This window comes from Algimonas ampicilliniresistens, assembly GCF_030159955.1.
GTDB classification, from domain to species: Bacteria; Pseudomonadota; Alphaproteobacteria; order Caulobacterales; family Maricaulaceae; genus Litorimonas; species Litorimonas ampicilliniresistens.
Genome location: NZ_BSNK01000001.1, coordinates 1,497,262 through 1,521,237 on the forward strand (window position 1 = coordinate 1,497,262; position 23,976 = coordinate 1,521,237).

Genomic DNA, 23,976 nt, shown 5'->3' on the forward strand with positions numbered 1-23,976 from the left:
CAAGCCCGCGGCCTCATGGCTGGGTCAGAAATTCTCTTTCAGCCACTGAACCGATCGCGACAGAGCATTGCCGCTATAGCGTGCACGTTGATAGCGACGTCCCGATAGATCTGGCGGACCAGACACGGCCTCGCCCGTTTGCTCAAAGGCGTGACGCAGCAATCCAGTAGCGACCGCATAGTCCGGAGCATTGAGCGCGTCCGTTAGGCCGAAAATGCCATGCGGCGTACCAATTCGAACACGCTTATTGAATACAAGTTCTGTCAGTTCACGAAGCCCAGAGAGTTGCGATGCACCGCCCGTCAGTACGATCTGTCGCCCGGAATATGTGTCTAGGCCGGCATGCACCAAACGATCTTTGACAAGCTCCAATGTCTCTTCGGTGCGCGCGCGGATGATTGAGGTGAGACGAGACCGCGGTGCGTGCTGTAGTTCGTCCATCGCAGCCACGGGTGGACAGGGAATTTGTTCATGCTCATCGCGCGCTCCGTGCAGAGCTGATCCGTAAAACAGTTTGATCCTCTCGGCGGCTTCCAGCGGCGTATTCAAGCCTCTGGCAATATCAGATGTGACGTTACGCCCTCCCACGCCGATGGCATCGACATGAACCAGTGTATTGTCTCGGAAGATGGCCACGGTCGTCAATCCCGCGCCGATATCAATAAGGGTCACACCCAAGTCACGCTCATCTTCGGTCAACACGGATTGCGCCGCCGCATAGGGGCTGACCGTGACACTGCGCAGGCTGAGATGGCACCGCTCAATACAATGGGCGAGGTTTCGTAAGGGTCCGATCCCGGCTGTCACGAAATGCATATCGACACCGAGCCGCTGGCCAAACATGCCACGCGGATCGCGAATACCCGTCTCTCCGTCGACTTCCCAATCGCGCGGTAAGGCATGAAGAATGGCATAGTCAGGCTCTGACAATTCAGTCAGCGATGAGCCGATAACGCGCTTCAAATCCCGGTCTGCAATGGCGCCCGAGGCAAATTCAGTTTGAACGCGGAGATGGCGCGATGACAGCGATCGCAAGCCGACATTCACGGTAACCCCGTGTACCGAAACACCCGCAGCGCGTTCCGCTTTTTCAACAGCTTGTCGAATGCCGAGTTCCGCCGCGTCCAAATCGACGACAGCCCCAGCTTTCACACCGCGACTAACGGCTGTCCCACAACCTAGTAATCGTAGGCCGACGGATGGGTCTTTACGTCCAATCAGGCAGGCCACTTTGCTCGACCCAATATCGAGCACGCACACAGTATCCGTCGGGCGAGCGCTCACGCGTCAGCGGACGTGGCAGGTGTCAGTGTAATCCGGTCATCCAAACGCAGATCCACAATCGAAAAGCGTTGCGTCGTTTGCGGATCAATCGCCGTAAAACGGCGTAACGCCTTGGCCGTCTCATCGCGAGGGAGGCGAAGGATTTGTCCGCCAATCAGCGTTAGGTCCCATCGACCCGATGGATAACGGGTCAGGGCTTTCGTCTTGTCCCACACGACCGGATGAGCCTCCATCAATTGGGTCATCTCTTCGGCGTGAATTGCGGCGTCCGTCCCGGTGAATAGGCGAAGCCCTGCGGGCAGACTGGCTGTCTCGACCGTATAAGGTGCAACGATCATTCCGTCGCGATCTGTCAGATGAACAACGCCGTTTTCTTGAAATAGCGCATAGGGGGTCGTTTCCACAAGCTGCACAACAATTCGGTTCGGCCAAAGGCGACGCACCACGGCGCGGTCGACCCAAGGCAAGCTTTCCGTATTGCGCTGCGCGCGTTTCAGATCTGCCCCGAAGAAGTAGTCGCCTTCGTAAATTCCAACAGCGGCACGAACATCTGCTTCATTAAGCCGCCCCTCCCCGGTTACGTCGATCCGCTCAACCGTAAAACCAACCGCCATCAGCCGCTCTTGTTTGAACGTCTCAAGATTATCGCGCATCGTTGGCAAATGGCCGCCAAGCCACAAAGCGATAAAAGCCAGCGTCAGCAGAGCGAACAGAACGGATGACGAAAATCGCAACATGGATTGGCGTGACAAGGTTGCTGAACGAAAACCGGCGTGAATCCGGGATTGAACAAGACGCGACGCGCCGCGCAGGCCCGGCTTTAGAGGGCTGACCCGGGTCATTTTTGCGGATTTAGAGCCCTTCTTGGCCATGACGCATCCTCAACCATCCAACGACAGAGCTCACCAAAGCTCATGCCCCGATGCTGGCACTGCTCGGGCACCAAGGACGTCGGGGTCATTCCGGGCTGAGTATTAAGCTCAAGCATTACCAATCCATTTACCACGTCTGATTCAGTCGGATTTTCTGGCCATTCTGTGTCATTAAATCGGTAGTCTGTCCGTGTCACACCGCAGCAGCCCAAGGCGCGGTGCGCAATCTCGGCATTTTTCAGAGCCAGAGCCGTCACCGCTTCGGGCAGATCGACATCAACAATGTGCCGAGAGCCTCCGTCGACATATTTGGCGTCGTAATCGTACCAGTCACCCTGAGGCACAATCTCAGTCACACAGAGCGCGCGATCGCCAAGGACCGTCACCGTCAATTCACGCCCTGGGATAAAAGGTTCGATGACTGGCTCATCACCCAACCCCTTATCATCCCGCATTTTTGCTAGCAGCTCCGGCGTTTCTTCAGTCACAATATAGACGGAAGCTGAGCTACCAGACCCATTTGGTTTGACGACATAAGGTGTCGGCAACAGGCCGCCATTCGCAATGAGCGCACGCCGCGCCGTCTGCCCCTGCGGCACGGTAATCCCGTGCTGGACAAGAACATCCTTGGCGCGGTCCTTATTCATGGCGAGACGGGATGCAGCGACGCCGGAGTGAGTGTAGGGCAATTCTAATCGATCAAGGATTTCCTGAACCTCTCCATCCTCACCCCAATCGCCGTGCAACCCGTTAAAGACAACGTCCGGGGCGACGCAACGAAGATCGTCCGCGACCGTATCTGGATGCGCGTCAATTTCGACGACGTCGTAACCTTCCCCGCGCAGAGCTTCGGCACAAGCTTCGCCGCTCACGAGGCTGACTGCGCGTTCAGCGGATACCCCGCCTTTTAGAACTGCGACCTTCACTCGGCTCGTCCGATCCGGCGAACTTCCCAATCCAAGCTAATTCCTTGTGTCGCCAAAACCTTAGCCCGAACAGCCTCTCCCAAGCCCTCAAGATCGGCAGCGGTGGCATTGTCCGCATTGATCATGAAGTTACAGTGTTGTTCGCTCATCTGCGCGCCGCCAACACGATGCCCGCGCATTCCAGCCGCATCGATGACTTTCCATGCAGAATATCCATCTGGATTTTTAAATGTCGATCCGCCCGTCTTGGACCGGATTGGCTGTGACTCCTCCCGGCGCGTCGTGATGGCGTCCATGCGCGCGCGTATGGCGTCTGGCGCATCAGGCTTGCCAACAAAGGTTGCGGATACGAAAATCAGGTCGTCGGACACCGCGCTGTGTCGATAGCTATAGCCCATATCCTCAATGCTCATGACGATGCGGCGGCCGCGTCGATCAATAGCCACCAACTCCTTCAAAACATCTTGAGTTTCAGATCCGTAGCACCCAGCATTCATGCGGAGCGCTCCGCCAATCGTGCCCGGCACGCCTGCATAAAATTCTAGCCCTGCAATGCCGGCGTCCGCTGCGGCTTTGGCGACACGCGCGTCCAATGCGGCCGCGCCGGCCGTCAGAGTCAAACCGTCCGTTTCAATGCTTCCAAAGGCTGGTCCCAATCGAATGACGACGCCTTCGATTCCTCCGTCTCGGACAAGCGTATTGGACGCAACGCCGAGAATGGTGACCGGGATCTCGGGATCGGTAGAGGAGAGAAACAAAGCCAAATCGGCTTCATCCTTAGGTATGAAGAAGGCGTCAGCAGCGCCGCCGACCCGCAACCAAGTATAAGGCGCGAGCGACACGTCTGCTTTAAGTGATCCCCTCACCTCAGGCAGTCGGTCGAGCAAACTCATGCGGATGCTAGCGCGTCAGCCAACCCATTCGCCCAATGCGTAATGTCGCCCGCCCCAAGACAGATCACGAGATCGCCCTCAGCCAAATCATCTTTCAGATCTACCGCTAGTGTTTGTTTCGTTGTCAGCGATGCGTTGCGGTGACCATGCCGGTGTAGGCTCTCAACAAGGGCAGGTGCCGAGACTCCATCAATCGGCTTTTCCCCGGCGGCATAGACATCGGCCACGCGAACGGTGTCCGCGTCGTTGAAACAGGTTGAGAAGTCTTCGAACAGATCTTTCAGTCGTGAGTAGCGATGCGGCTGCATCACGGCGTGAACTCGTCCCTTTGCGACCTGACGGGCGGCTTGCAGCACCGCGCTGATTTCGACGGGATGGTGGCCATAGTCATCGATAATGGTCACGCCGTTCCACTCACCAACTGGTGTGAAGCGGCGTTTGACGCCAGCAAAGCTCGATAAACCCTCACGAACACCCGCTTCATCCATGCCCAATTCCCGCGCGACGGCGATAGCGGACAGGACATTTTGCGTATTATGACGACCGGCCATCGGCAGGAAGAGATCCGACCAGATCGTCTCTTCACCATTATCACGGAACACCACATCAAAGCGCGTTCCAGTCGGCTCAAACTTAAGCTCAGTTCCTCGCACATCGGCTTGCGGGTTGAAGCCGTAAGTGATGACTCGGCGATCTGATACACGCGCGGCGAGTGACTGCACTTCAGGGTGATCGGTACAGAGCACGGCAAAGCCATAAAATGGCAGGTTCTCAACGAAGGTATCGAAGGCAGACCGCAGCGTATCAAACGCGCCGTAATGCTCCATATGTTCCGGATCGATATTGGTGACAACGGCGACCGTCGGGAAGAGTTTCAGAAACGAACCATCGCTCTCATCCGCCTCAACGACCATCCATTTACCGAGACCGAGCTTAGCGTTTGAGCCATAGGCATTAATGATTCCACCATTGATGACCGTCGGATCAAGACTCCCGCCTTCGAGCAGCGCGGCGATCATAGTCGTTGTCGTGGTTTTACCGTGAGTGCCGCCAACTGCGACGGTCCATTTCAGCCGCATCAGCTCTGATAGCATTTCGGCACGACGAACCACTGGGATCGACCGCAAACGCGCTTCGACCAGCTCTGGATTATCCGCTTTGATGGCCGAGCTCATAACGATGGCTCCGGCGCCAACGACCTGCTCCGCTTTTTGTCCGATAAATATGGACGCGCCAAGCCGCTTGAGGCGTTCCGTGATCGCGCTTTCGCGCATATCCGACCCCTGCACTTGATAGCCGAGATTGAGCATCACTTCGGCAATGCCGCTCATCCCAATACCTCCGATACCAACAAAGTGGATCGGGCCCATATCGAAGGGCACTTTGGTCGCAAGGTTTTTAGGTTCTATATCAGTCAAAATTTCAGCCAATTGCAGAGAGGACGAGCGCGGCCAAGTCGCGGGCGGCATCGGGACGAGCGAGCTTTGCGGCGCTTCGGCCCGCTTGGTCAAGCCAGTCTGTATCATTCAATCGCTCCGCAAGCAGTTCAGTCAGAGCTTGAACGTTGAATTCCGATTCCGGCAGGATCACGGCAGCACCAAGGCGTTCCAGCGCCCGCGCATTGGCGGTCTGATGATCATCCATCGCAATGGCGAGCGGAACGAGGATGGAGGGTTTCCCCATCAGGGCAATTTCAGAGACGGACGACGCACCCGCGCGAGCGATAATCAGGTCCGCCTTGGCGAGATGTTGTTCTATATCGCCGAAAAATATGTCTAAGGTGGCGGGGACATTCGCCTCTGCATAGACACGCTTGGCCGCATCAAGATGACGAGCCGTCGTTTGTTGCGTGACACGCAATTTATCCCGAAGTTCGGACGTAAGACCCGCAACGGCTTTTGGGACGACGTCCGAAATAATGTTGGCCCCGAGACTACCGCCGACGATGAGAAGGTTGAGGCCTTCGCCCTGTGTCGGTTTGGCGTTGAGGATTGCGTCTCGCAACGGGTTACCGACGACGATATGGCGTGTGCCCGCTGGCAGTTTGGCCAGATCTTCAAACCCGCTAGCGACGGCTGTTGCTTTCTTAGCAAAGACGCGGTTCACACGGCCTAGCACAGCGTTCTGTTCATGGACGATACGGGGAATATCCAGACTTTCGGCGGCTTTCAGCGCAGGAAAACTGGGATAGCCGCCAAAGCCGATCACGACGTCCGGTTTCCACTCCCGCATAAACGCCTTTGCCTGGCGAATTCCGCGCGCCAGTTTGAGCGCACCGCGCAGAGCTTGGATCGGGCGACGTGGAGATATGGACGCGGCTTGGACCTCTATGATCGGATCGGCCTTGATCCGTCCGGTATGTTTGCTCCCTCTTGCATCTGTCACCATCGCACACTCCCACCCCATACGCGTGAGTTCTTCTGACAGCGATTGCGCCGGGAACATGTGCCCGCCAGTTCCGCCAGCGGCGAGTAGAGCCCGCATGGTCAACCCATCCGATATGCGCCTGGGCGGCGTCGGGTGAAGGCAAGGATCAGCCCTGCTGTAAAACAGAGTGAGAGCAGAGATGATCCTCCATAAGAAATAAACGGGAGCGTCATGCCTTTGCTGGGCGCCATGTTAAGATTGACGAACAGGTTGATGATTGCTTGCATTCCAATCAGCGTCGCGAGACCCGCAGTCGCGAGTTGGCAGAACTGATCATTCAGCCGCAACGCGTTAGAAAAAGCGCGCACGACGAAGGCGGCAATCAGAACGATCAGCAGTGCGCTAATCAGGAATCCGAATTCTTCAACTGAGACCGCAAAGATGAAATCCGTATGGCCGTCGGGGAGCGCATATTTGACGGCACCTTCGCCGGGTCCGCGTCCGAAAAACCCACCCCCCGCAATCGCTTCCAGCGCTTTGTCGGTTTGATAAGAATCGGATCGATCTGGCGAAAGGAAAGCGGCCACGCGGGACCGCACATGTGGCAGCGCGAGATAGGCACCAAACGCGCCTAGCGAGGTGACAGCCAACATAACAATTAGCCAGCCTAGCGACATGCCTGCAAAGAAGAAGACAGCCGCAAAGCAAAGCGTCAGCAGGAAAGACTGACCAAAATCAGGCTGTGTGATCAACAGCAGGATCAAGGCAGCATAGACAGCCAAAACGATCAGGACGGCAGGCACATTCGGATCGCGTTTGGCGGCAGAAAACATCCAAGCAGCAAAGATGATGAAGGCGGGTTTGGCGAATTCTGAGGGTTGCAACGAGAACGGTCCGATTTTCACCCAGCGAACGGCACCTTTCACTTCATAGCCTATTGATGGCAGCGCCGCCATGACCACCATTGCGCCGATCAAGGCAAGAACACCGATCCGGCGCGCGCCCCTCGGCTCGAACAGAGACACAAAGACGGCGCCGGAAAATCCAGCGAGTGCGAACACACCATGCCGTAAGAGGAAGTGAAACGGGGACAGAATACCAAGCCGATGCGACGCCGCTGGTGAGGCCGCCATAGACAGAACTAAACCTGCGCAAAGCAGGCACAGCAACAACATTAGGGTCAACTGGTCGATAGACCGCCACCATTCGGCGAGCATAAACCGCTGCGACCGGGAGGTCAGCGAGGTGGGCATGACCGCGAGCTTCATGCGGCCCCCTGCGCCCGTTCCGTGCGGTCACGCGCAAACAAGGCCATCAGCTCCTCGACCTCTTTACGGAAGGCCTCGCCGCGCACTTCAAAATTGGCAAACTGGTCGAAGCTCGCGCAAGCGGGAGACAGCAGCACAATAGGGTCAGCAATTCCGGAGGCCAACGCGTCATGGGTCGCGCAAAGCAGCGCCATTTTAAGCGTTCCTGACACCTTATGGTCAAGCGTCTCCGCGGCCAAAGTTGCGGCAAACTCATTTGCGGACTCACCAATTAGATAAGCTTTTCGCACATGACTTTTCAGATCCATGAGCGAGCTGATACCGCCCTCTTTCGCAACGCCGCCTGCGATCCAGAAAATGTCTTTGTAGCTACCCAAAGCCTGTCTGGCAGCTTCGGCATTGGTGGCTTTGCTGTCATTGACGAAACGGACACGTCCGGCTGTGCCAATGGTTTCCATCCGGTGCGCCAGGCCCGGGAAGGACAAAATCGCTTCGCCGATTGTCTTTGGTTCAATAGCGAGACTGGACACAGCGGCATAAGCTGCAGCGGCGTTCTGGGCGTTATGTGTGCCTTCGAGGGCCTTAGCCTTCGTCAGGTCGCAAATAACCCGTCCGCTGCGACCGGTTCGGTCCATCAAAGGGCCACCGAGTGCGCAAACACCATGACCGAGCGCACGCTGAGCCGAGACGGGCACAATGCGTCGACCGTTGCGCGCCTTCAATTTCGTCGTCAACGCTTTGCCAAAATCATCATCCACCCCGATGACGACCGTGTCAGCAGAGGTTTGATTGTTGAATATCCGTGTCTTGATCTCGCCATAGGCGTCCATCGTCCCGTGGCGGTCAAGATGATCAGGACTGAGGTTCAGTAAGATAGCCGCATTAGCACGCAGACTAAAGGTTCGTTCAAGCTGGTACGACGAGAGTTCAATCACATAGTGGCTACCCGCATGCATCCTATCAAGATCGAGGACGCCGCGACCAATATTGCCGCCAATCTGTGCGTCTTTACCGAGCGAGTGTAAGACATGCCCGATGAGCGCTGTTGTGGTCGATTTGCCGTTCGTTCCCGTGATCGCGATCAGCTTCGGTCGATCGTCCTCCGGGCGAGCATTAATTTCTCTAGCTAGGATTTCGATGTCGCAAATGATCGGAACGTCGAAGGCTTTGGCCGCACTCGCGGTCCAATGTGGTTCTGGTAGCTCATGCGGAACGCCGGGCGACAGGACGAGTTCATCAAATTTCGCCCAATCGACTTCATTGAGATCACGTACATGGACACCCGCTTTTGCGGCATCGTCGCGCGCGACATCCCGGTCATCCCATGCCCAGACGTCCGCGCCGCCCGCTTGTAAGGACAGCGCTGCCGTGACGCCGGTGCGCCCTAAGCCAAAGACGGCGACACGCCGTCCGTTGAATGTGGTGGCCTCGATCAACGCAGCTTCAACGTAGAAAGCCCAACAAGGGCCAAGATGATGGCGATGATCCAGAACCGGATAACGATGGTCGGCTCCTGCCAGCCTTTTTGTTCAAAATGGTGATGGATCGGAGCCATACGGAAGACCCGCTTTCCAGTGAGTTTAAAAGACGTCACCTGAACGATCACGGAGACGGCTTCGAGCACGAATAGGCCGCCAATGATGGCGAGAACGATTTCGTGTTTAATCGCTACAGCCGTCGTGCCGAGCGCCCCGCCCAAAGCCAGACTGCCCGTATCGCCCATGAAAATCATGGCGGGTGGAGCGTTGAACCAGAGGAAACCAAGAGACGCACCAATGATAGCCCCAAGGAAAATCGTCACCTCCGCACTCCCCGGTACATTCGGCACACCGAGATAGTTGGAAAAGATCGCATTGCCGACGAGATAGGCGATGAAAGCAAGGCTAAGCGCCGCGATCATGACCGGGACAATTGCAAGCCCATCGAGCCCATCCGTCAGATTGACCGCGTTCGCACTCCCGACGATGACAAGGCAACCAAATGGAATGAAGAACATACCAAGATTGATCCAGAAATCCTTGAAAAAAGGAATCGCCAATCCGGTATTAAATCCACCTTCGCTCGGTATCGCACTGGTCAAAATCCAGACAGCAATCGCCGCGATAATGACTTCGATGAGGAGCCGGATTTTACCAGAAAAACCCTTATGGCTCTGGCGTTTGACCTTCAGATAATCATCGTAAAACCCGATCATCCCATAGCTCGCTGTGACTAGGAAGACGGTCCATAAAAATGGGCTGTGTAAATTACCCCAGAGCAGGGTCGAAATTACAACGGAGAGCAGGATCAACAGGCCACCCATGGTTGGTGTTCCGGCCTTCGCGATAATATGACCTTGCGGACCATCCTCACGGATCGGTTGCCCTTTGCCCTGCTTGGCGCGCAGCCAGTCGATCATACGCGGACCGAGAATAAAGGACACGATTAAGGCCGTCATCAACGCCCCGCCGACACGGAACGTGATATAATTGAACAGGTTGAAGATCTGATAGTCTTCACCCAACGGTGCTAGCCACTCATAGAGCATTAGCGTGTCCCCTCGCCTTTCAGCCGCGTCGCCAATCGGCCCAGCCCGGTCGCATTCGACCCTTTGATCAGCAGAACGTCGCCGTCCTGCACCTCGTCATGAAGCGACTCGGCGATCAGATCGATCGTGTCAGCCTGTAGCGCGCGCATAGCTTGCGGCAGCGCGCCACGGAGCGCGCGCATACATTCGCCAACAGTGAGCACACGAGCGAAGCCCGCCGCTTCCAACGGATCGGATAGAGCGGCATGTTGCGCTAACTCATCCGGACCCAACTCATACATATCGCCAAGTACAGCGATTTTACGGCCTGAGCGCAAAGCGGCTGCCGAGATCGCGGCGCGCATGGATGTTGGGTTCGCGTTGTAACTCTCATCAATGAGCGTCACAGATTTGCCGCCAATTGAAATTTCGTGTGTGTCGCCTCGTCCGTCGCTCGCGTGGACATCTCGTAGAGCCCGCGCAGCTTTGCGCAAATCGAGGTCCAGCGCATGCGCGACAGCGATGCATGCGGCAGCATTGTGATCCCAATGCTGGCCGGAAACCGCGAGCGTCACGTCAATCTGCTGACCTTCAACGCGCAACCGAACATTCCCGCCAGAGGCATGATGATTCGACGCGACAATCGTGACGTCACAATCATTGCCCGTCCCGAATGTCATAATGCGGTGCTCTGTCGCTTGGTCCCGAATTCGGGACGTGTAATCATTGTCAGCATTGAGGATCAGCACACCGTCATCAGCCAGTCCGTGACGAATTTCAGCCTTGGCGTCGGCAATCGCTTCGATACTATCAAAATTCGCTTGATGCGCGCCAGCTACATTGGTGATCAGCGCGATTTTGGGGGCGACCTGCTTCGACAAATCCGTCAGCTCACCTGCATGGTTCATACCCGTCTCAAACACGGCAAATTCCGCATTCGGTAGCAAGGTCGCTAGGGTAATCGGCACACCCAAATGATTATTGAAGGATCGGGCTGATTTGTGGGTGTCGCCAAAGGCGGCCAGCATCACAGCCAGCGCATCCTTGACGCTCGTCTTGCCGACAGACCCCGTGACCGCGATACGGTGTGCGTTGCTGCGATCCCGTCCAGCGCGCCCGAGAGCGCGGAGCGCCTGCATCGTGTCTTCAACTTTGACGGCCGGAAGGTCGACATCAATTTCTGATAATGTGCCAGCGGCGCCGGCCTTCGCCGCCGCATCAATAAAGTCATGTCCATCGCGCGCATCACGGAGAGGCACAAATAGATCGCCTTTAACGAGCGACCGGGTGTCGATTGACAGTCCTGTCGTTTCAAACGGAACCGTCTCTGCTCCGCCAGTCACCTGTGCGATTTCAGCTGATGTCCAGAGCACGCTCAAGCGAGAAGCTCCTGCACAACTGTAACATCACTGAATGGGATGACGGTCTTACCAACGATCTGCCCCTGCTCGTGACCTTTCCCGGCCACAACGAGGCAATCACCCGCCTCCAGCCGCGAAATTCCTTCCGCGATGGCTGCGCGGCGGTCGCCAACTTCAGTCGCGCTCGGGCATCCGATTAAAACGGCCGCCCGAATATCCGCTGGCACCTCAGTGCGCGGATTGTCGTCCGTGACAATCACATCGTCTGCATGACGGCAGGCTGCGGCACCCATTTTGGCGCGCTTGTCAGGATCGCGATCCCCGCCGCAGCCAAAGACGATGCGCAGCTTACCTTCCACGTGGGGGCGAATAGACTGGAGCAGCTTGAGTAGACCATCTTCGGTATGGGCGAAATCAACGAACACCGGCGCGCCATTGTTTTTGCGGCCCGCAATTTCCAGACGGCCTGAGACGCCGCTCAATCCCTCCATTGCCGCCAACGCGGTATCTTTCGGCACACCCGTCACAAGCGCAAGGCCCAGCGCGGTGACGGCGTTGAGAGCTTGAAACTCACCTGCCAAGGGAATTTCAATCTGCGAGCGTTCACCGTCGATAATCAGCGTCAACTTCTGAGAAGCCGCATGCGGCATGATCTCAGCGATGCGAATGTCTCGACCCGACCAACCAATAGACCGGGCATAAAAGTCTTCCGCCTCACACCTGTCATATAAAGACCGCCCAGCCTCATCATCGACCATGACCACGACAGGACTGCGATCCGGTAGCAATTCAGTAAACAGACGCGCCTTCGCCTCGAAATACGCTTCTGGGGTCTCGTGATAGTCGTAATGATCTTGGGTCAGATTGGTGAAGCCCGCAGCACTCAACGCGACCTCATCCATACGACGCTGGTCAAGCCCGTGCGAGGAGGCTTCCATCGCGACATGTGTCACGCCGTCAGTATGAAGCGAGTCCATGACGCTGTGCAGGACCAAGGCGTCCGGAGTCGTATGGCTCATCGGCGCCAAGCCGTTCTCTGTGCGGACACCCAGCGTTCCGAAGCAGGCTGAGGTGTGACCGGCGAACTGCCAAATCTGGCGCAAAAACTCGACAGTAGAGCTTTTCCCATTCGTGCCCGTGACCGCGACCACTGTGGCGGGTTGGCCCGGATAAAGCCGTTTCGCCAAACGCGCATAATCAAGGCGGGGTTCGTCGGAGGCGAGTAGCGGCAAGCCCAGAGTATCGGCATCCGGCGTGCTAAGAATGGCAATCGCGCCACTTTTTATCGCCTGCGGAATATAGTCGCGCCCATCGAGCGCTGTTCCCGGCAAAGCCGCGAACACATGTCCCGGCTTCACTAAACGCGAGTCGCAGGACAGGCCCGTCACCTCAGCGTCTCCGCTCAGGCCCAAATCTTTCAAGGCGAGACAATTCATCGTAGCGCTTTCACAGGTCGGGCTGCCGTCTTTGGGATGTCACGCGCACCGGGTAACATCGGACCAATCCGTTCGATCACCGCTCCGGCAGTCGGGGCCGCATTCCAACCCGCCGTGGCATAGCCATAGGTTTCGGGCAGCCCCTTCGGCTCATCCAATGTGATGATCAAGGCGTAACGAGGCGAAGAATGGGGAAAAGCCGCAACAAAGGATGTCACCAGCCGGGTTTGATCATAACCCCCATTACTTGGCTTCTCTGCGGTCCCAGTTTTTCCCATGACACCGAAGCCGGGAATGTTAGCTTTCTTCCCTGTGCCTTCAACCACAGTCAATCGCATCATATCCGCCAAGTCCTGCGATATTGCGCTTGAAAAGACACGGTGCGTTTCTGGCGGACGCGTGGCATCACGCTTCACAACTGTCGGTTCGACATAGACACCATCATTAAGCATCGCGCCAATCGCGGTGACGAGCGCCAATGGTGTCACTGCCAATCCATGACCGTAGGAAATCGTGACCGTGGCCATCTCACCCCAATTATCCTGAATTTGCGGTTTTGCACTCTCATTAAGACCATATGACACGCGCGATAGAAGCCCGAGTTCCCGCAAATAGTGCTGCTGACGCTCTGCGCCAATCCGCTGCGCAATCATGGCCGTGCCACGATTAGACGATTCTGACAGCACATAATCCAGCGTTAATGGCGTATCAGACGGATGATCATCGCGGATAAATTTGTTTCGCACTTTGTAGGGCTTGTGCACGTCAAAAACCTCATCTCGGCTCGTCAAACCATCCTCCAAAGCCATCGCCATCGTCAGGGGTTTGAATACAGAACCAAGGTCGTAGGTCGACATTGCGGCGTGATTGAAGCGGGCTTCGGGCAATGCCGCGCCATAATCATTGGAATTGAAATCCGGTAACGAGACCATCGAAATGATCTCTCCGCTATGGATATCGAGCAAAACAGCGGCGGCGGATAAGGCAGAGAACTGGTCGACGCTTTTCTGAAGCTCTTCAGCAATGGCGAACTGAACCCGACTATCGAGCGCGAGCGCCATCTCTGGTGCCCTGTCAGCTGTCAATCGATCGTCAAAAGCGCGTTCCACCCCTGCCGCACCGACCAAATCAATATCGGTCCAACCGACCAGATGTGCCGCCAATGGAGCATTAGGATAAGCCCGTCGTGGCTCGCGCCGAAAGCCTAGACCTGAATGGCCCAACTCGAAGATTGCCTGTTTTTCTTTCGGCGATAACCCGCGGTCGATCCAGACAAAGGCGCGATCAGAGGCCAGTTGTTGCGTAACCTTGGATAGATTTAAATCAGGTCGAATGGAGACAAGCGCAGCTGCGGTTTCATCGGGATTCCATATCCGTGCAGGTTCTGCATAAAGTGAATAGCTCGACAAGGTCGTCGCCAGCAAACGTCCATGACGATCCGTGATGTCAGCGCGATATTGGACCAGCTCCTGCGGCTGATCTCGGCGATGATCATCCGGCGACAGCAAAGCAACCTCTGCCAGTCGCACAAGAACAATCGCAATCATGGATAGGAACAGGATCAAACTAATCCGAATCCGAATGCGGCCTTCCGATACCGCAGCCTCGTTGATGTCTGACAGAGACATCGATTTCTTGTCGGCAAAGGGCGCGAGACTCATGGCTGCACCTCAACGGCCGCCAAAGTCGATGTTTCCGCCACAGTAATCGGCTGCAAGCCCAATCGCTCTTCTGACAGCGGGCGAATGCGATCTGAATTCGCCAGGACCGCGCGCTCTGCCACCAAAACGGTGATGGCCGCTTCATGCATTTTGATTTGCGCCTCTATCCGGGCGACGTCAGCGCGGGCGTCTTGCGCGCGGGTTTTCACAAAGAACAAGACCATGGTCAGACTAAGACCCAGAAGAACCAAAAGAAACAGGCCAAGACGGCGCGAGGTCCGCTCGACTGGCGTATAAACATAGGGCGCATTCATGTGAGCCGCTCCAGTGACGGCACATCGAGTTTAGTCGGCAACCAAGCATTCGGATCGCTCGGATGTGCCTTCGCTGTCGTACGAATAGCGAGACGAAGTTTGGCCGATCGTGAACGCGGATTTTCCGCTTCTTCCGTTTTGCTCGGCTTCACGACCGAGCGTCGCGGCAAGGTAAAGCTAGCGTCGGGACCCGTGACGGCGACGGCGGGCGCATAGCGCGATCCACCTTCAACCTCACCCGCTCGGTCACGCAAGAATTGCTTCGCGATGCGGTCTTCGAGCGAGTGGAACGTCACGACTACCAATCGCCCACCCGGCTTGAGGAGGCTCTCCGCAGCGCAGAGGCCCCGATATAGCTCTCCCAATTCATCATTGATGAAAATTCGTAACGCTTGGAAAACACGGGTCGCGGGATGAATTTTTCCAGACCGCCCAATGGCCGCTTCGACAATATCGGCCAACTCGGCCGTGGTCGTGATGGCGGACTCTGTGCGCGCTTCGACAATGCGTTGCGCGGCGCGGCGCGCGTGACGCTCCTCACCGTAGAATTTAAACAAGGTCGCCAGTTCACCTTCACTCAGCGACATGACGGCGTCTTGGGCAGTCGGCCCGGAGCGGCTCATCCGCATGTCGAGCGGCCCGTCCTTTTGGAAAGAGAAGCCCCGTTCGGCCTGATCGATCTGCATAGACGATACGCCAATATCAAAGACAACGACATCAGCCATCGGCAGGTCGCGCTGATCCATCTCTGAGAACGGTGTTTCAACCAGTCGAAACCGATCATCATATTTGGCCGCAAGCGCCTCCGCGCGTGGCTGAACGGTTGGATCCCGATCCAGACCGATCACAGAGCAGTTGGCCTGCAGCAGAAAGGCTTCGCTATAACCCCCATTGCCGAAGGTCGCGTCCACGACCAGATCGCCATCGGCAATGTTAGCCGCCGCCAACACTTCGGCCAACATTACAGGGATATGCGGACGCGTCGTCACGGTCGCTCGACCCCCATAATCAGTGGAGTCGATCGCACGCTTTCGCGCATTGCGGCTTTGCGTGTTTCATGGGCCTCAGGCTCCCAAACTTGGAAACGATTACCCAGACCGACAAAGGTAGCAGAATTGGATAGGTTGGCATGATCGCGAAAGGCTTCCGGCAAGACGATCCGCCCGGTTTTGTCATAGCTGAGCCTACGCGCTTCGCCGAGCAGCATGACCTGCTGCGCTTCCGCCGCTACCGGCGCAAGCGATCCATCGGCGACACGATCGAAAATTTCGCGCTGCAAAGCTTTCATTAACGCCTCACCTCCACCCTCGAGAAAGTCACCGCGAACGCTCGGCCAGATAAAAACGGCAGCATCATCGCCCAACGCATCGCGGAAGGGTGACGGCACAGATGTGCGTCCCTTCGCATCGATAGTGTTGGTCGAGGTCGACAAGAACATGAAGGCGTCCCGCGCACAGCGCTTCGCTCCGAATTGGAACGAGGCTTGGTATCCTGTGGGATATCGTGGGAATTCATGGTCATCAACGCCACATTGAGCTTTTGTTAGGTATAATGCCCAACCCCTTAACAGTGTGTGAGTCCTGTGGATAAGCGAGCAATATACAACTGATTCAATGCCGTGACTTGTGGAGAACCGGAAGAAAAGTGTCAGAGGGCCTGTAAGCCGGGTTTTGTCCCGCAAATTACTTTGCGGGGGCGACCATTCATCTAGGATCGTGCTTGCGCACGATCTCTTGCGACCGACCCGGACGACATCGGCAAAGCCCGACATACGCCGTCCCTATTTGGTCTTGCTCCGGATGGGGTTTACCGTGACGGCCTGCCTTGCGGTAGGCCCGGTGCGCTCTTACCGCACCCTTTCAGCTTTTCCCGCGCGCGCCCGAAGGCATAGGCGGGTAGTCTTCTCTCTGTGGCACTGTCCCTGGAGTCACCTCCGCCGGGCGTTATCCGGCATCCTGCTTCGCTGGAGCCCGGACTTTCCTCGGCACTCGAAAGTGACGCGGCCGCCCAGCCCTCTGACACGCGCTCTAAATCGTGTTAGGCCCCTACAGGTCAAGGGGTATAGCCATGCGAAGATCAATCATTGCCTTCATCCTGCTCGCAGGATGCGCCGACTCTCAGCCTGATTTATCAGACATCACCCTCTATCGAACCACCGCCATCACCGCCGATGCGGACCAACCGAAGGCCACAGGAGTCGCTGTGAAAGACGGTGGCATCACTGCGGTCGGCGATTTTGATGCACTGCGCAAACAGTTGAGCGGTGCGACGATTAACGAAGAATATGCCGATCAAGTTCTTCTACCCGGACTGATTGACCCGCATGTTCACATGACACTGGGCGCAATGATGTATGGCGCGGAAATGGTACCGCCTTGGGACGTCCCTATGCCGGACGGCGAAATATCGGGTCTGACCAGTCGGGGCGCACTATTGACGCGGATAGCTGAAATTGACGCCAGCGCACCAGATGGCCCCCTCGTACTTTGGGGCTATCACGACCTTATTCAGGGCGACATTCGACGCGACGATCTGGACGCCATCTCGACTGAGCGACCGCTTTTTCTCTGGCACTGGTCGGGACACGATTTCTATCTCAACAGTGCGGCGATCAATATGGTCGGCGCGACCCCTGCCCTTGCGGACCAGTTTCATGGGATCGAGCTAGATAACGTCGGCGAACTCACCGGACGCATTTACGAAGACGCGCTACTCGCCATTTTCGAAAGATTCGCCGCCGTGATCATGCATCCGGATCATATTCAGTTGGGCTGGGACCGTTATGAAGCCCTCTTGCGGGATGCAGGCGTCACAACCGTCGCGGAAATGGGTTACGGCATATTTGGCCGTGCGATCGAAGATACATTCTTAGCTGCCCATCATGACAGCACGGATGGATATCAGGTTTATCTGGTTCCTGAGCACAGAGCTTTCGAACAAGAGTTTGGCGATACGGTCGTGGAGACAGTCAGGCAAATGGCGGCAGAGCGCGAGAATGTGCTGCCCCAGATTAAGTTATTCTCCGACGCGGCATTCTACAGCCAGACCATGAAACTCACGCCACCCGGCTATGTCGGCGGTCAAAGCAAAGGTCAGACAGGACTTTATGTCATCCAACCAGATGCCTTGCCGGATCTGATGGCCAGGTACTGGAATGCCGGAATTGACATCCACATTCATTCCAATGGCGATGCTGCACAAGACAGCACACTTTCAGCGTTTGAAGCCCAGTCGCCCGGAACGGACGAGCAACGTCTGATTATTGAGCACGCCGCCCTTTTGACACCCAGTCAGATCGAACGGCTTGCAAAGCTGCCCGCAGGAGTTTCTGCAGCCAGTCATTACGTCCGTTACATGGGCGGTGTCATGGCCGAGGCGATTGGCGAAAAGGCCGAATATCTTTCGCCGATGGGCAGCACGGCGAAAGCCGGTATCCCGACGACGCTGCATAGCGACGCGCCCCTAGCACCGCCTTACCCGCTGCTCGCCGCGCAAGCGCATCTCCTTCGTGACACGGAGGACGGAACAATCAGCCTGCCCGAAGAGCGGCTGACCCGTGAGCAAGCGATCAAGGCCATTACGCTTGATGCCGCATGGTCGCTCGGCCTTGAGAATGAGATAGGTTCGATAGAAGCCGGAAAGCGCGCCAACTTCACGATTGTGGATCGCAACCCGCTGACGACAAAGCCGGAAAATTGGAGTAAAATCCGTGTGTTGGGCCGGATCAAGGACGGGGTGATTTACCCTTAAGGCCAACTCGCCGCGTCACTATGTAATCGTCTGGCAGGAATAGACCAACCCATCGCTTGGTCCGCGGGGAAGCGGATCCGCCGCGCAGGCCCCCAGTCCGTCTGCTCTAAGTCTGTAGATAAATCGCTCTCGGCCAAAGGCTTGAATGCGGATCCATCATTGTCTGCGGGTACAGACGCCAGCAGTGCGGACGTCCGCGCCAGAGAAAGGCGAGCCGTCAGAACGGCGCCAATCTTAGTACGAATCCGAATGGCTCGTAGCACCGTCGCCGTCATCAAGTACCCTGTCGCAAAATCTAGGGCCTGAACGGGTAACGGAACGGGTCGGTCTGCGCCCTTCCAATCCATCCCGTGATGCGCGATGCCGCTGCTCATCTGCACCAGACTGTCAAAGCCGCGCCTGTGCGACCACGGCCCTGTCCAACCATAAGCGTTCAGAGCAATATCTATGACCTCTGGATTCGTCGCACGCCTTATGTCTTCGCCCAGTCCCAGCGTCTCGAGCGCGCCGTTGCGGTAGCCATGCACGAACACATCCGCCTGACTGAGCAACTCAAGAAAACAGTCTCTGCCCGGCTCGGTTTTTAGATCGAGGGTCGAGAGCCGTTTGCCCGGCGTGACTTCCATTTCGACCAATGGTTCTGACCATCCCGGCGGGTCAATTCGCAGCACATCCGCGCCAAATCCGGCGAGTGTTCGCGTGCAGACAGGCCCTGCCAGCACACGCGTCAAATCTAAAACTTTAAGGCCAGCGAGCAGACGATCTGGCGGGCCCGGAGACCAAACCGCATCGGCTTTTCCAGACTGAGACCAAGTGATCAGAGGCTCGGCATTGACCGCTCGACCTTGTGGGTGGGCACGCCAATCGGTGAGACTCATCAGGCGCGCGGCACAGCCATTTTCTTTGACGATTGCGGCCTCCAGAGCTTCTGCGTCCCAACCTGCCACGGCAGCTTCGACCGTCTCTCGACCCGCCGCCACGCCGAGCGCTCGCAAAGCGGCCGCCTTGTGGTGCGGGACGTTTGTATGCAGTCGAATAAAACCGTCACGTGCTTGGTAAATGCCCGCTAGATCATCCCAGACAGGCGGCAGTGCCCAGCCCTGCGGTTGGATGGTCAGATCACACCAGAGCGAGGCCAAACGACGGTCAATGACGACAGGATCATCACGACCGCTTAAGGACGCGAGTTCTGAACAGACCGTCCCAACGGAGGCGACAGCCAGATCAGAAACAGCGAAGGCCGAAGGCCAACTACCCTGGCCACGTTCAGAAAAACCTGTGCTCTGCAGCCCAGCGTCGTTCAGCGCCTCTGCGACTTGCGCCCGGATCGTCACTTAGTGAGCTTGAGCCCCTGGTTCGATTGAAGGCGATCCGCCGAGTAAGATTCCAGACAGTTGTGCCGCATCATCCTCAGTCCAGTCGATGGCTTCAGGCGCGCGAGTGAGTGCATGTTCGAGCACATCATCGACGGACCCAACAGGAATGATGCGGAGCTCATTTTTCACATTATCCGGAATTTCAGCGAGATCTTTTTCGTTCTCATCCGGGATCAGCACGGTGCGGACGCCGCCGCGCAGGGCGGCGAGTAATTTTTCCTTCAATCCACCGATGGGCAAAACGCGACCGCGCAGCGTGACTTCGCCCGTCATGGCGACATCGGACCGAACAGGGATGCCCGTCAGCACGGAGACCATCGCTGTCACCATCGCGATACCGGCGCTAGGCCCATCTTTAGGCGTTGCGCCTTCCGGCACGTGTACGTGAATATCACGGGAACGGAACTCGCGCGGATTGATGCCAAATTCAGGCGCGCGCGCCTGCACATAGCTGTTCGCCGCAGAAATGGATTCTTTCATCACGTCTTTGAGGTTGCCCGTGACCGTCATTTTACCGCGTCCTGACATGGACACGGCTTCGATTGTCAGCAAATCACCGCCGACCGATGTCCAGGCCAGACCTGTGACAACGCCAATTTGATCTTCTGTATCTGTGCGGCCGAAACGGTGTTTCTTCACACCGAGAAATTCGCCAATATTGTCAGGCGTGACGGCCACAGTTTTCGTTTCGTCCTTGATGATCAGGGTCAGAGCTTTCCGGGCCAGACGCGCAATCTCGCGCTTGAGCGAGCGAACACCAGCCTCTCGCGTATAATAGCGGATGATCTCGCGCACTGAATCGTCGGACACGGAGAACTCTTCCGCCTTCAGACCATTTTCTTTGACCTGTTCAGGGATTAGGTGGCGACGGGCGATTTCGACCTTTTCATCCTCTGTGTAACCCGGAATGCGGATCACTTCCATGCGGTCGAGAAGCGGCTGCGGCATGTTCAAACTGTTGGCTGTCGTAATAAACATCACGTCAGACAGATCGTAATCTACGTCGAGATAGTGGTCGTTAAACGTATCGTTCTGCTCAGGATCAAGCACTTCCAAAAGCGCTGCAGACGGGTCACCGCGATGGTCGCTGCCCATCTTGTCGATCTCATCGAACAGGAACAGCGGATTGACATATTTCGACTTCTTCATCGACTGGATGACCCGGCCCGGCATGGAGCCAATATAAGTGCGGCGATGACCGCGAATCTCAGATTCGTCGCGAACGCCACCTAATGAAACGCGCACAAATTCCCGCCCCGTGGCTTTGGCCACAGATTTGCCAAGTGAGGTTTTACCGACGCCCGGTGGTCCCACGAGACATAGGATAGGCCCCTTCACTTTCTTCGTGCGGGTCTGCACGGCGAGATGTTCGATGATGCGCTCTTTGACCTTGTCGAGACCGTAGTGATCCTCGTCCAAAATCGCTTGCGCCTTGGCGAGATCACGCTGAACGCGCTTTTTCTTTCCCCACGGCACGGACAACATCCAGTCGATATAATTGCGCGAGACGTTGGCTTCCGCGCTCATCGGACTCATCTGTTTGAGCTTCTTAATCTCGGAAGTGAGTTTCGTACGGGCTTCTTTCGTCAGCTTGGTCTTTTCAACCTTCTCAGTCAGGTCTGCGATCTCATCGACCTCGTCATCGCCGAGCTCGTTCTTGATCGCCTTCATCTGCTCATTAAGGTAATATTCTCGTTGCGTTTTTTCCATCTGGCGTTTGACGCGGCTGCGGATCTTCTTCTCAACTTTGAGGACAGAAGTTTCACCGCCAATAACATCCATAATTCGGGCTAATCGGTCGGCCGGGTCAGCCATTTCCAACAAGTCCTGCTTTGTCTGCAGATCGGCGCCGAGATGTACGGCAACTGTGTCGGCCAGTTTGGACGCGTCATTCGTATCGACGACCGAACTCACCACCTCATCGGCGATACGGTTATTGACCTTTCCGAAGTCGGCAAACGCCTCACGGACATCTTTTGCTAATACCCGGGATTTTGCTTTATCGCCCGCAGCCTCGACCATCTCGATCTCGGCTTCCATAAAACCATCACGCTCGCCCAATGCTAGTAATTGCGCGCGCGATTGACCCTCAACCAGCACACGAACCGTGCCGTCAGGCAATTTCAGCAACTGCATAATTTTGGCGATACAGCCATAGGCGAACAAATCTTCGCCCGTCGGTTCATCGGTAGAGGAATCGCGTTGGGTCAGCAGGAATATCTGCTTGTCCGCCCGCATCACCTCTTCCAGCGCCTTGATCGACTTATCTCGACCCACGAAAAGGGGGACGACCATGTGCGGAAACACAACTATGTCGCGGAGTGGGAGAACGGGCAATGTTTGCGTCATGAACGAGTAAGCCTCTTATACATTCGGTCAAAGCTAAGTGGGAGACGTGCGGTCCGAGTGCAAGACCACGAGTCAGGATAGGCGCTGCGATAACAGCCAATAAAACCAACAAAAAAGCCGCCCAAAGGCGGCCTTTCTATATTCAAACCCAGCGAAATTAACCCGCCTTCTCAGCAGGCGCTTCTGCATAAATCAGCAGCGGTTTAACCTCGCCGTCACCTTCGACGACATCGGCATTGATGACCACTTCACCTACACCCTCATAGGACGGTAAATCATACATAGAATCTAGCAAGATACCTTCCATGATCGATCTGAGACCGCGCGCGCCGGTTTTACGAGCCAAGGCTCTTTTAGCGACCGCTTGAAGCGCGTCCTCAGTGAAGGTCAATTTGACGTCTTCCATGGCGAACAACGTTTCATACTGCTTGACCAAAGCGTTCTTAGGCTCCGTCAGGATCGTGATGAGCGCGTCTTCGTCTAGGTCCGTCAGAGTAGCAATTACAGGCAAGCGACCAATGAATTCAGGGATCAAACCAAATTTCTGCAAATCTTCGGGTTGAACACCGCGCAAAATGGCACCGACCGTCCGGCTATCCTCATCCTTAACCCGGCCGCCAAAGCCGATGCTGGCTTGATCACCGCGGTTAGCGATTACTTTATGCAAACCTGCAAAGGCCCCGCCGACGACGAACAGAATGTTTGTGGTGTCGACCTGAAGGAATTCCTGCTGCGGATGTTTGCGACCGCCCTGCGGCGGCACAGAAGCGACTGTGCCCTCCATAATCTTTAGCAAAGCCTGCTGCACGCCTTCGCCCGAAACATCGCGCGTGATCGATGGGTTGTCGGATTTACGAGAAATTTTGTCGACTTCATCGATATAGACGATGCCGCGTTGAGCGCGTTCAACATTATAGTCGGCGCTTTGCAGCAATTTCAGAATGATGTTCTCAACATCTTCACCGACATAGCCAGCTTCTGTCAGTGTCGTGGCGTCAGCCATCGTGAACGGCACATCGAGAATGCGGGCAAGCGTTTGAGCTAGAAGCGTTTTACCGCAACCCGTCGGACCCACCAAAAGAATATTCGACTTGGCCAATTCCACTTCGGGATTGGTCGCGGCGTGATTCAGGCGTTTATAGTGGTTGTGCACAGCGACAGAGAGGACGCGTTTCGCGTATTCTTGGCCAATGACGTAGTCGTTGAGCGTATCGCAGATTTCCTGCGGCGTCGGCACACCTTCTTGACCTTTGGAGAGAGAGGATTTCCCCTCTTCCTTGATAATATCCATGCAGAGTTCGACACATTCGTCGCAGATGAACACGGTCGGACCCGCAATCAGCTTTCGGACCTCATGCTGGCTCTTGCCGCAGAAGGAGCAATAGAGCGTGTTTTTGCTCTCTGTCGTCGTCGTCTTGCTCATACTCAATCTTGTCCCAATACGACTTACGCCGACCAGACCCCCTGCAATCCGAGTGCCGACATTACAGTCGACTTCGGCTCTTTATGACTGCATTATGTAAACACGGCCTTTCGAATCTCCATACGACACCGATATTCAGGCCTGTGCAAGCCTGATTGTCGGTTCACCCACGCCAAAAAGGCGTGAGCTT

19 protein-coding genes and 1 other RNA gene are annotated in these 23,976 nt (G+C 56.2%); 1 reads left to right on the forward strand and 19 read right to left on the reverse strand.

Annotation, left to right across the window (positions count from 1 at the left end):
- Nucleotides 1-24 precede the first annotated feature (24 nt).
- The 16 genes from ftsA to rnpB form a co-directional block, all read right to left on the reverse strand.
- Nucleotides 25-1,284 carry a cell division protein FtsA gene (gene ftsA, locus QQL54_RS07125; RefSeq protein WP_284389063.1) on the reverse strand — a complete coding sequence of 420 codons (1,260 nt, stop codon included), beginning with the start codon at nt 1,282-1,284 and terminating at the stop codon, nt 25-27.
- Nucleotides 1,281-2,156: a cell division protein FtsQ/DivIB gene (locus QQL54_RS07130; protein WP_284389065.1), complete on the reverse strand. Its 876-nt coding sequence runs from the start codon at nt 2,154-2,156 to the stop codon at nt 1,281-1,283. The genes ftsA and QQL54_RS07130 overlap by 4 nt, the downstream gene beginning before the upstream one ends.
- Entirely contained in the window at nt 2,123-3,082 is a 960-nt protein-coding gene (locus QQL54_RS07135) for a D-alanine--D-alanine ligase (protein WP_284389067.1), read from the reverse strand. The genes QQL54_RS07130 and QQL54_RS07135 overlap by 34 nt, the downstream gene beginning before the upstream one ends.
- Entirely contained in the window at nt 3,079-3,975 is an 897-nt protein-coding gene (murB, locus tag QQL54_RS07140; RefSeq protein ID WP_284389069.1) for a UDP-N-acetylmuramate dehydrogenase, read from the reverse strand. Before murB ends, QQL54_RS07135 begins: the two co-directional genes overlap by 4 nt.
- Nucleotides 3,972-5,345 carry a UDP-N-acetylmuramate--L-alanine ligase gene (gene murC, locus QQL54_RS07145; protein ID WP_348520718.1) on the reverse strand — a complete coding sequence of 458 codons (1,374 nt, stop codon included), beginning with the start codon at nt 5,343-5,345 and terminating at the stop codon, nt 3,972-3,974. The genes murB and murC overlap by 4 nt, the downstream gene beginning before the upstream one ends.
- A 52-nt stretch (nt 5,346-5,397) precedes the next feature.
- Complete coding sequence (murG, locus tag QQL54_RS07150; protein WP_284389073.1) at nt 5,398-6,459, reverse strand: undecaprenyldiphospho-muramoylpentapeptide beta-N-acetylglucosaminyltransferase; 1,062 nt, start codon at nt 6,457-6,459, stop codon at nt 5,398-5,400.
- Nucleotides 6,460-6,461: 2 nt separating this feature from the next.
- Nucleotides 6,462-7,610, reverse strand: a complete 1,149-nt coding sequence (locus QQL54_RS07155; RefSeq protein WP_284389075.1) for an FtsW/RodA/SpoVE family cell cycle protein — start codon at nt 7,608-7,610, stop codon at nt 6,462-6,464.
- A complete protein-coding gene (gene murD / locus QQL54_RS07160) occupies nt 7,607-9,046 on the reverse strand; it encodes a UDP-N-acetylmuramoyl-L-alanine--D-glutamate ligase (protein WP_284389077.1) in 1,440 nt (479 codons plus the stop codon). The genes QQL54_RS07155 and murD overlap by 4 nt, the downstream gene beginning before the upstream one ends.
- Nucleotides 9,043-10,137 carry a phospho-N-acetylmuramoyl-pentapeptide-transferase gene (mraY, locus tag QQL54_RS07165; protein ID WP_284389079.1) on the reverse strand — a complete coding sequence of 365 codons (1,095 nt, stop codon included), beginning with the start codon at nt 10,135-10,137 and terminating at the stop codon, nt 9,043-9,045. Before mraY ends, murD begins: the two co-directional genes overlap by 4 nt.
- Entirely contained in the window at nt 10,137-11,489 is a 1,353-nt protein-coding gene (locus QQL54_RS07170; RefSeq protein WP_284389081.1) for a UDP-N-acetylmuramoyl-tripeptide--D-alanyl-D-alanine ligase, read from the reverse strand. The genes mraY and QQL54_RS07170 overlap by 1 nt, the downstream gene beginning before the upstream one ends.
- Nucleotides 11,490-11,491: 2 nt before the next feature.
- Nucleotides 11,492-12,913: a UDP-N-acetylmuramoyl-L-alanyl-D-glutamate--2,6-diaminopimelate ligase gene (locus QQL54_RS07175; RefSeq protein ID WP_284389083.1), complete on the reverse strand. Its 1,422-nt coding sequence runs from the start codon at nt 12,911-12,913 to the stop codon at nt 11,492-11,494.
- On the reverse strand, nt 12,910-14,574 hold the full coding sequence (locus QQL54_RS07180) for a peptidoglycan D,D-transpeptidase FtsI family protein (protein WP_284389086.1): 1,665 nt from the start codon (nt 14,572-14,574) through the stop codon (nt 12,910-12,912). The genes QQL54_RS07175 and QQL54_RS07180 overlap by 4 nt, the downstream gene beginning before the upstream one ends.
- Complete coding sequence (ftsL, locus tag QQL54_RS07185; RefSeq protein ID WP_284389087.1) at nt 14,571-14,888, reverse strand: cell division protein FtsL; 318 nt, start codon at nt 14,886-14,888, stop codon at nt 14,571-14,573. Before ftsL ends, QQL54_RS07180 begins: the two co-directional genes overlap by 4 nt.
- Nucleotides 14,885-15,877, reverse strand: coding sequence for a 16S rRNA (cytosine(1402)-N(4))-methyltransferase RsmH (gene rsmH, locus QQL54_RS07190; protein WP_284389089.1), 993 nt, complete (start codon nt 15,875-15,877; stop codon nt 14,885-14,887). Before rsmH ends, ftsL begins: the two co-directional genes overlap by 4 nt.
- Complete coding sequence (locus tag QQL54_RS07195) at nt 15,874-16,326, reverse strand: division/cell wall cluster transcriptional repressor MraZ (RefSeq protein WP_284389091.1); 453 nt, start codon at nt 16,324-16,326, stop codon at nt 15,874-15,876. The genes rsmH and QQL54_RS07195 overlap by 4 nt, the downstream gene beginning before the upstream one ends.
- Nucleotides 16,327-16,531: 205 nt before the next feature.
- Nucleotides 16,532-16,907, reverse strand: an RNA gene (rnpB, locus tag QQL54_RS07200) — RNase P RNA component class A.
- A 48-nt stretch (nt 16,908-16,955) separates the two neighbouring features.
- Between rnpB and QQL54_RS07205 the strand changes: the two genes are divergently transcribed.
- A complete protein-coding gene (locus tag QQL54_RS07205) occupies nt 16,956-18,638 on the forward strand; it encodes an amidohydrolase (protein WP_284389093.1) in 1,683 nt (560 codons plus the stop codon).
- Here the strand turns inward: QQL54_RS07205 and QQL54_RS07210 are convergent.
- The 3 genes from QQL54_RS07210 to clpX all read right to left on the reverse strand — a co-directional run bounded on the left by QQL54_RS07210 (nt 18,635) and on the right by clpX (nt 23,786).
- Nucleotides 18,635-19,972 carry a CoA transferase gene (locus tag QQL54_RS07210; RefSeq protein ID WP_284389095.1) on the reverse strand — a complete coding sequence of 446 codons (1,338 nt, stop codon included), beginning with the start codon at nt 19,970-19,972 and terminating at the stop codon, nt 18,635-18,637. The two genes, QQL54_RS07205 and QQL54_RS07210, sit on opposite strands and share 4 nt — an antisense overlap.
- Nucleotides 19,973-22,363, reverse strand: a complete 2,391-nt coding sequence (gene lon / locus QQL54_RS07215; RefSeq protein WP_284389097.1) for an endopeptidase La — start codon at nt 22,361-22,363, stop codon at nt 19,973-19,975.
- Nucleotides 22,364-22,520: 157 nt separating this feature from the next.
- Entirely contained in the window at nt 22,521-23,786 is a 1,266-nt protein-coding gene (clpX, locus tag QQL54_RS07220) for an ATP-dependent Clp protease ATP-binding subunit ClpX (RefSeq protein WP_284389099.1), read from the reverse strand.
- Nucleotides 23,787-23,976 lie beyond the last annotated feature (190 nt).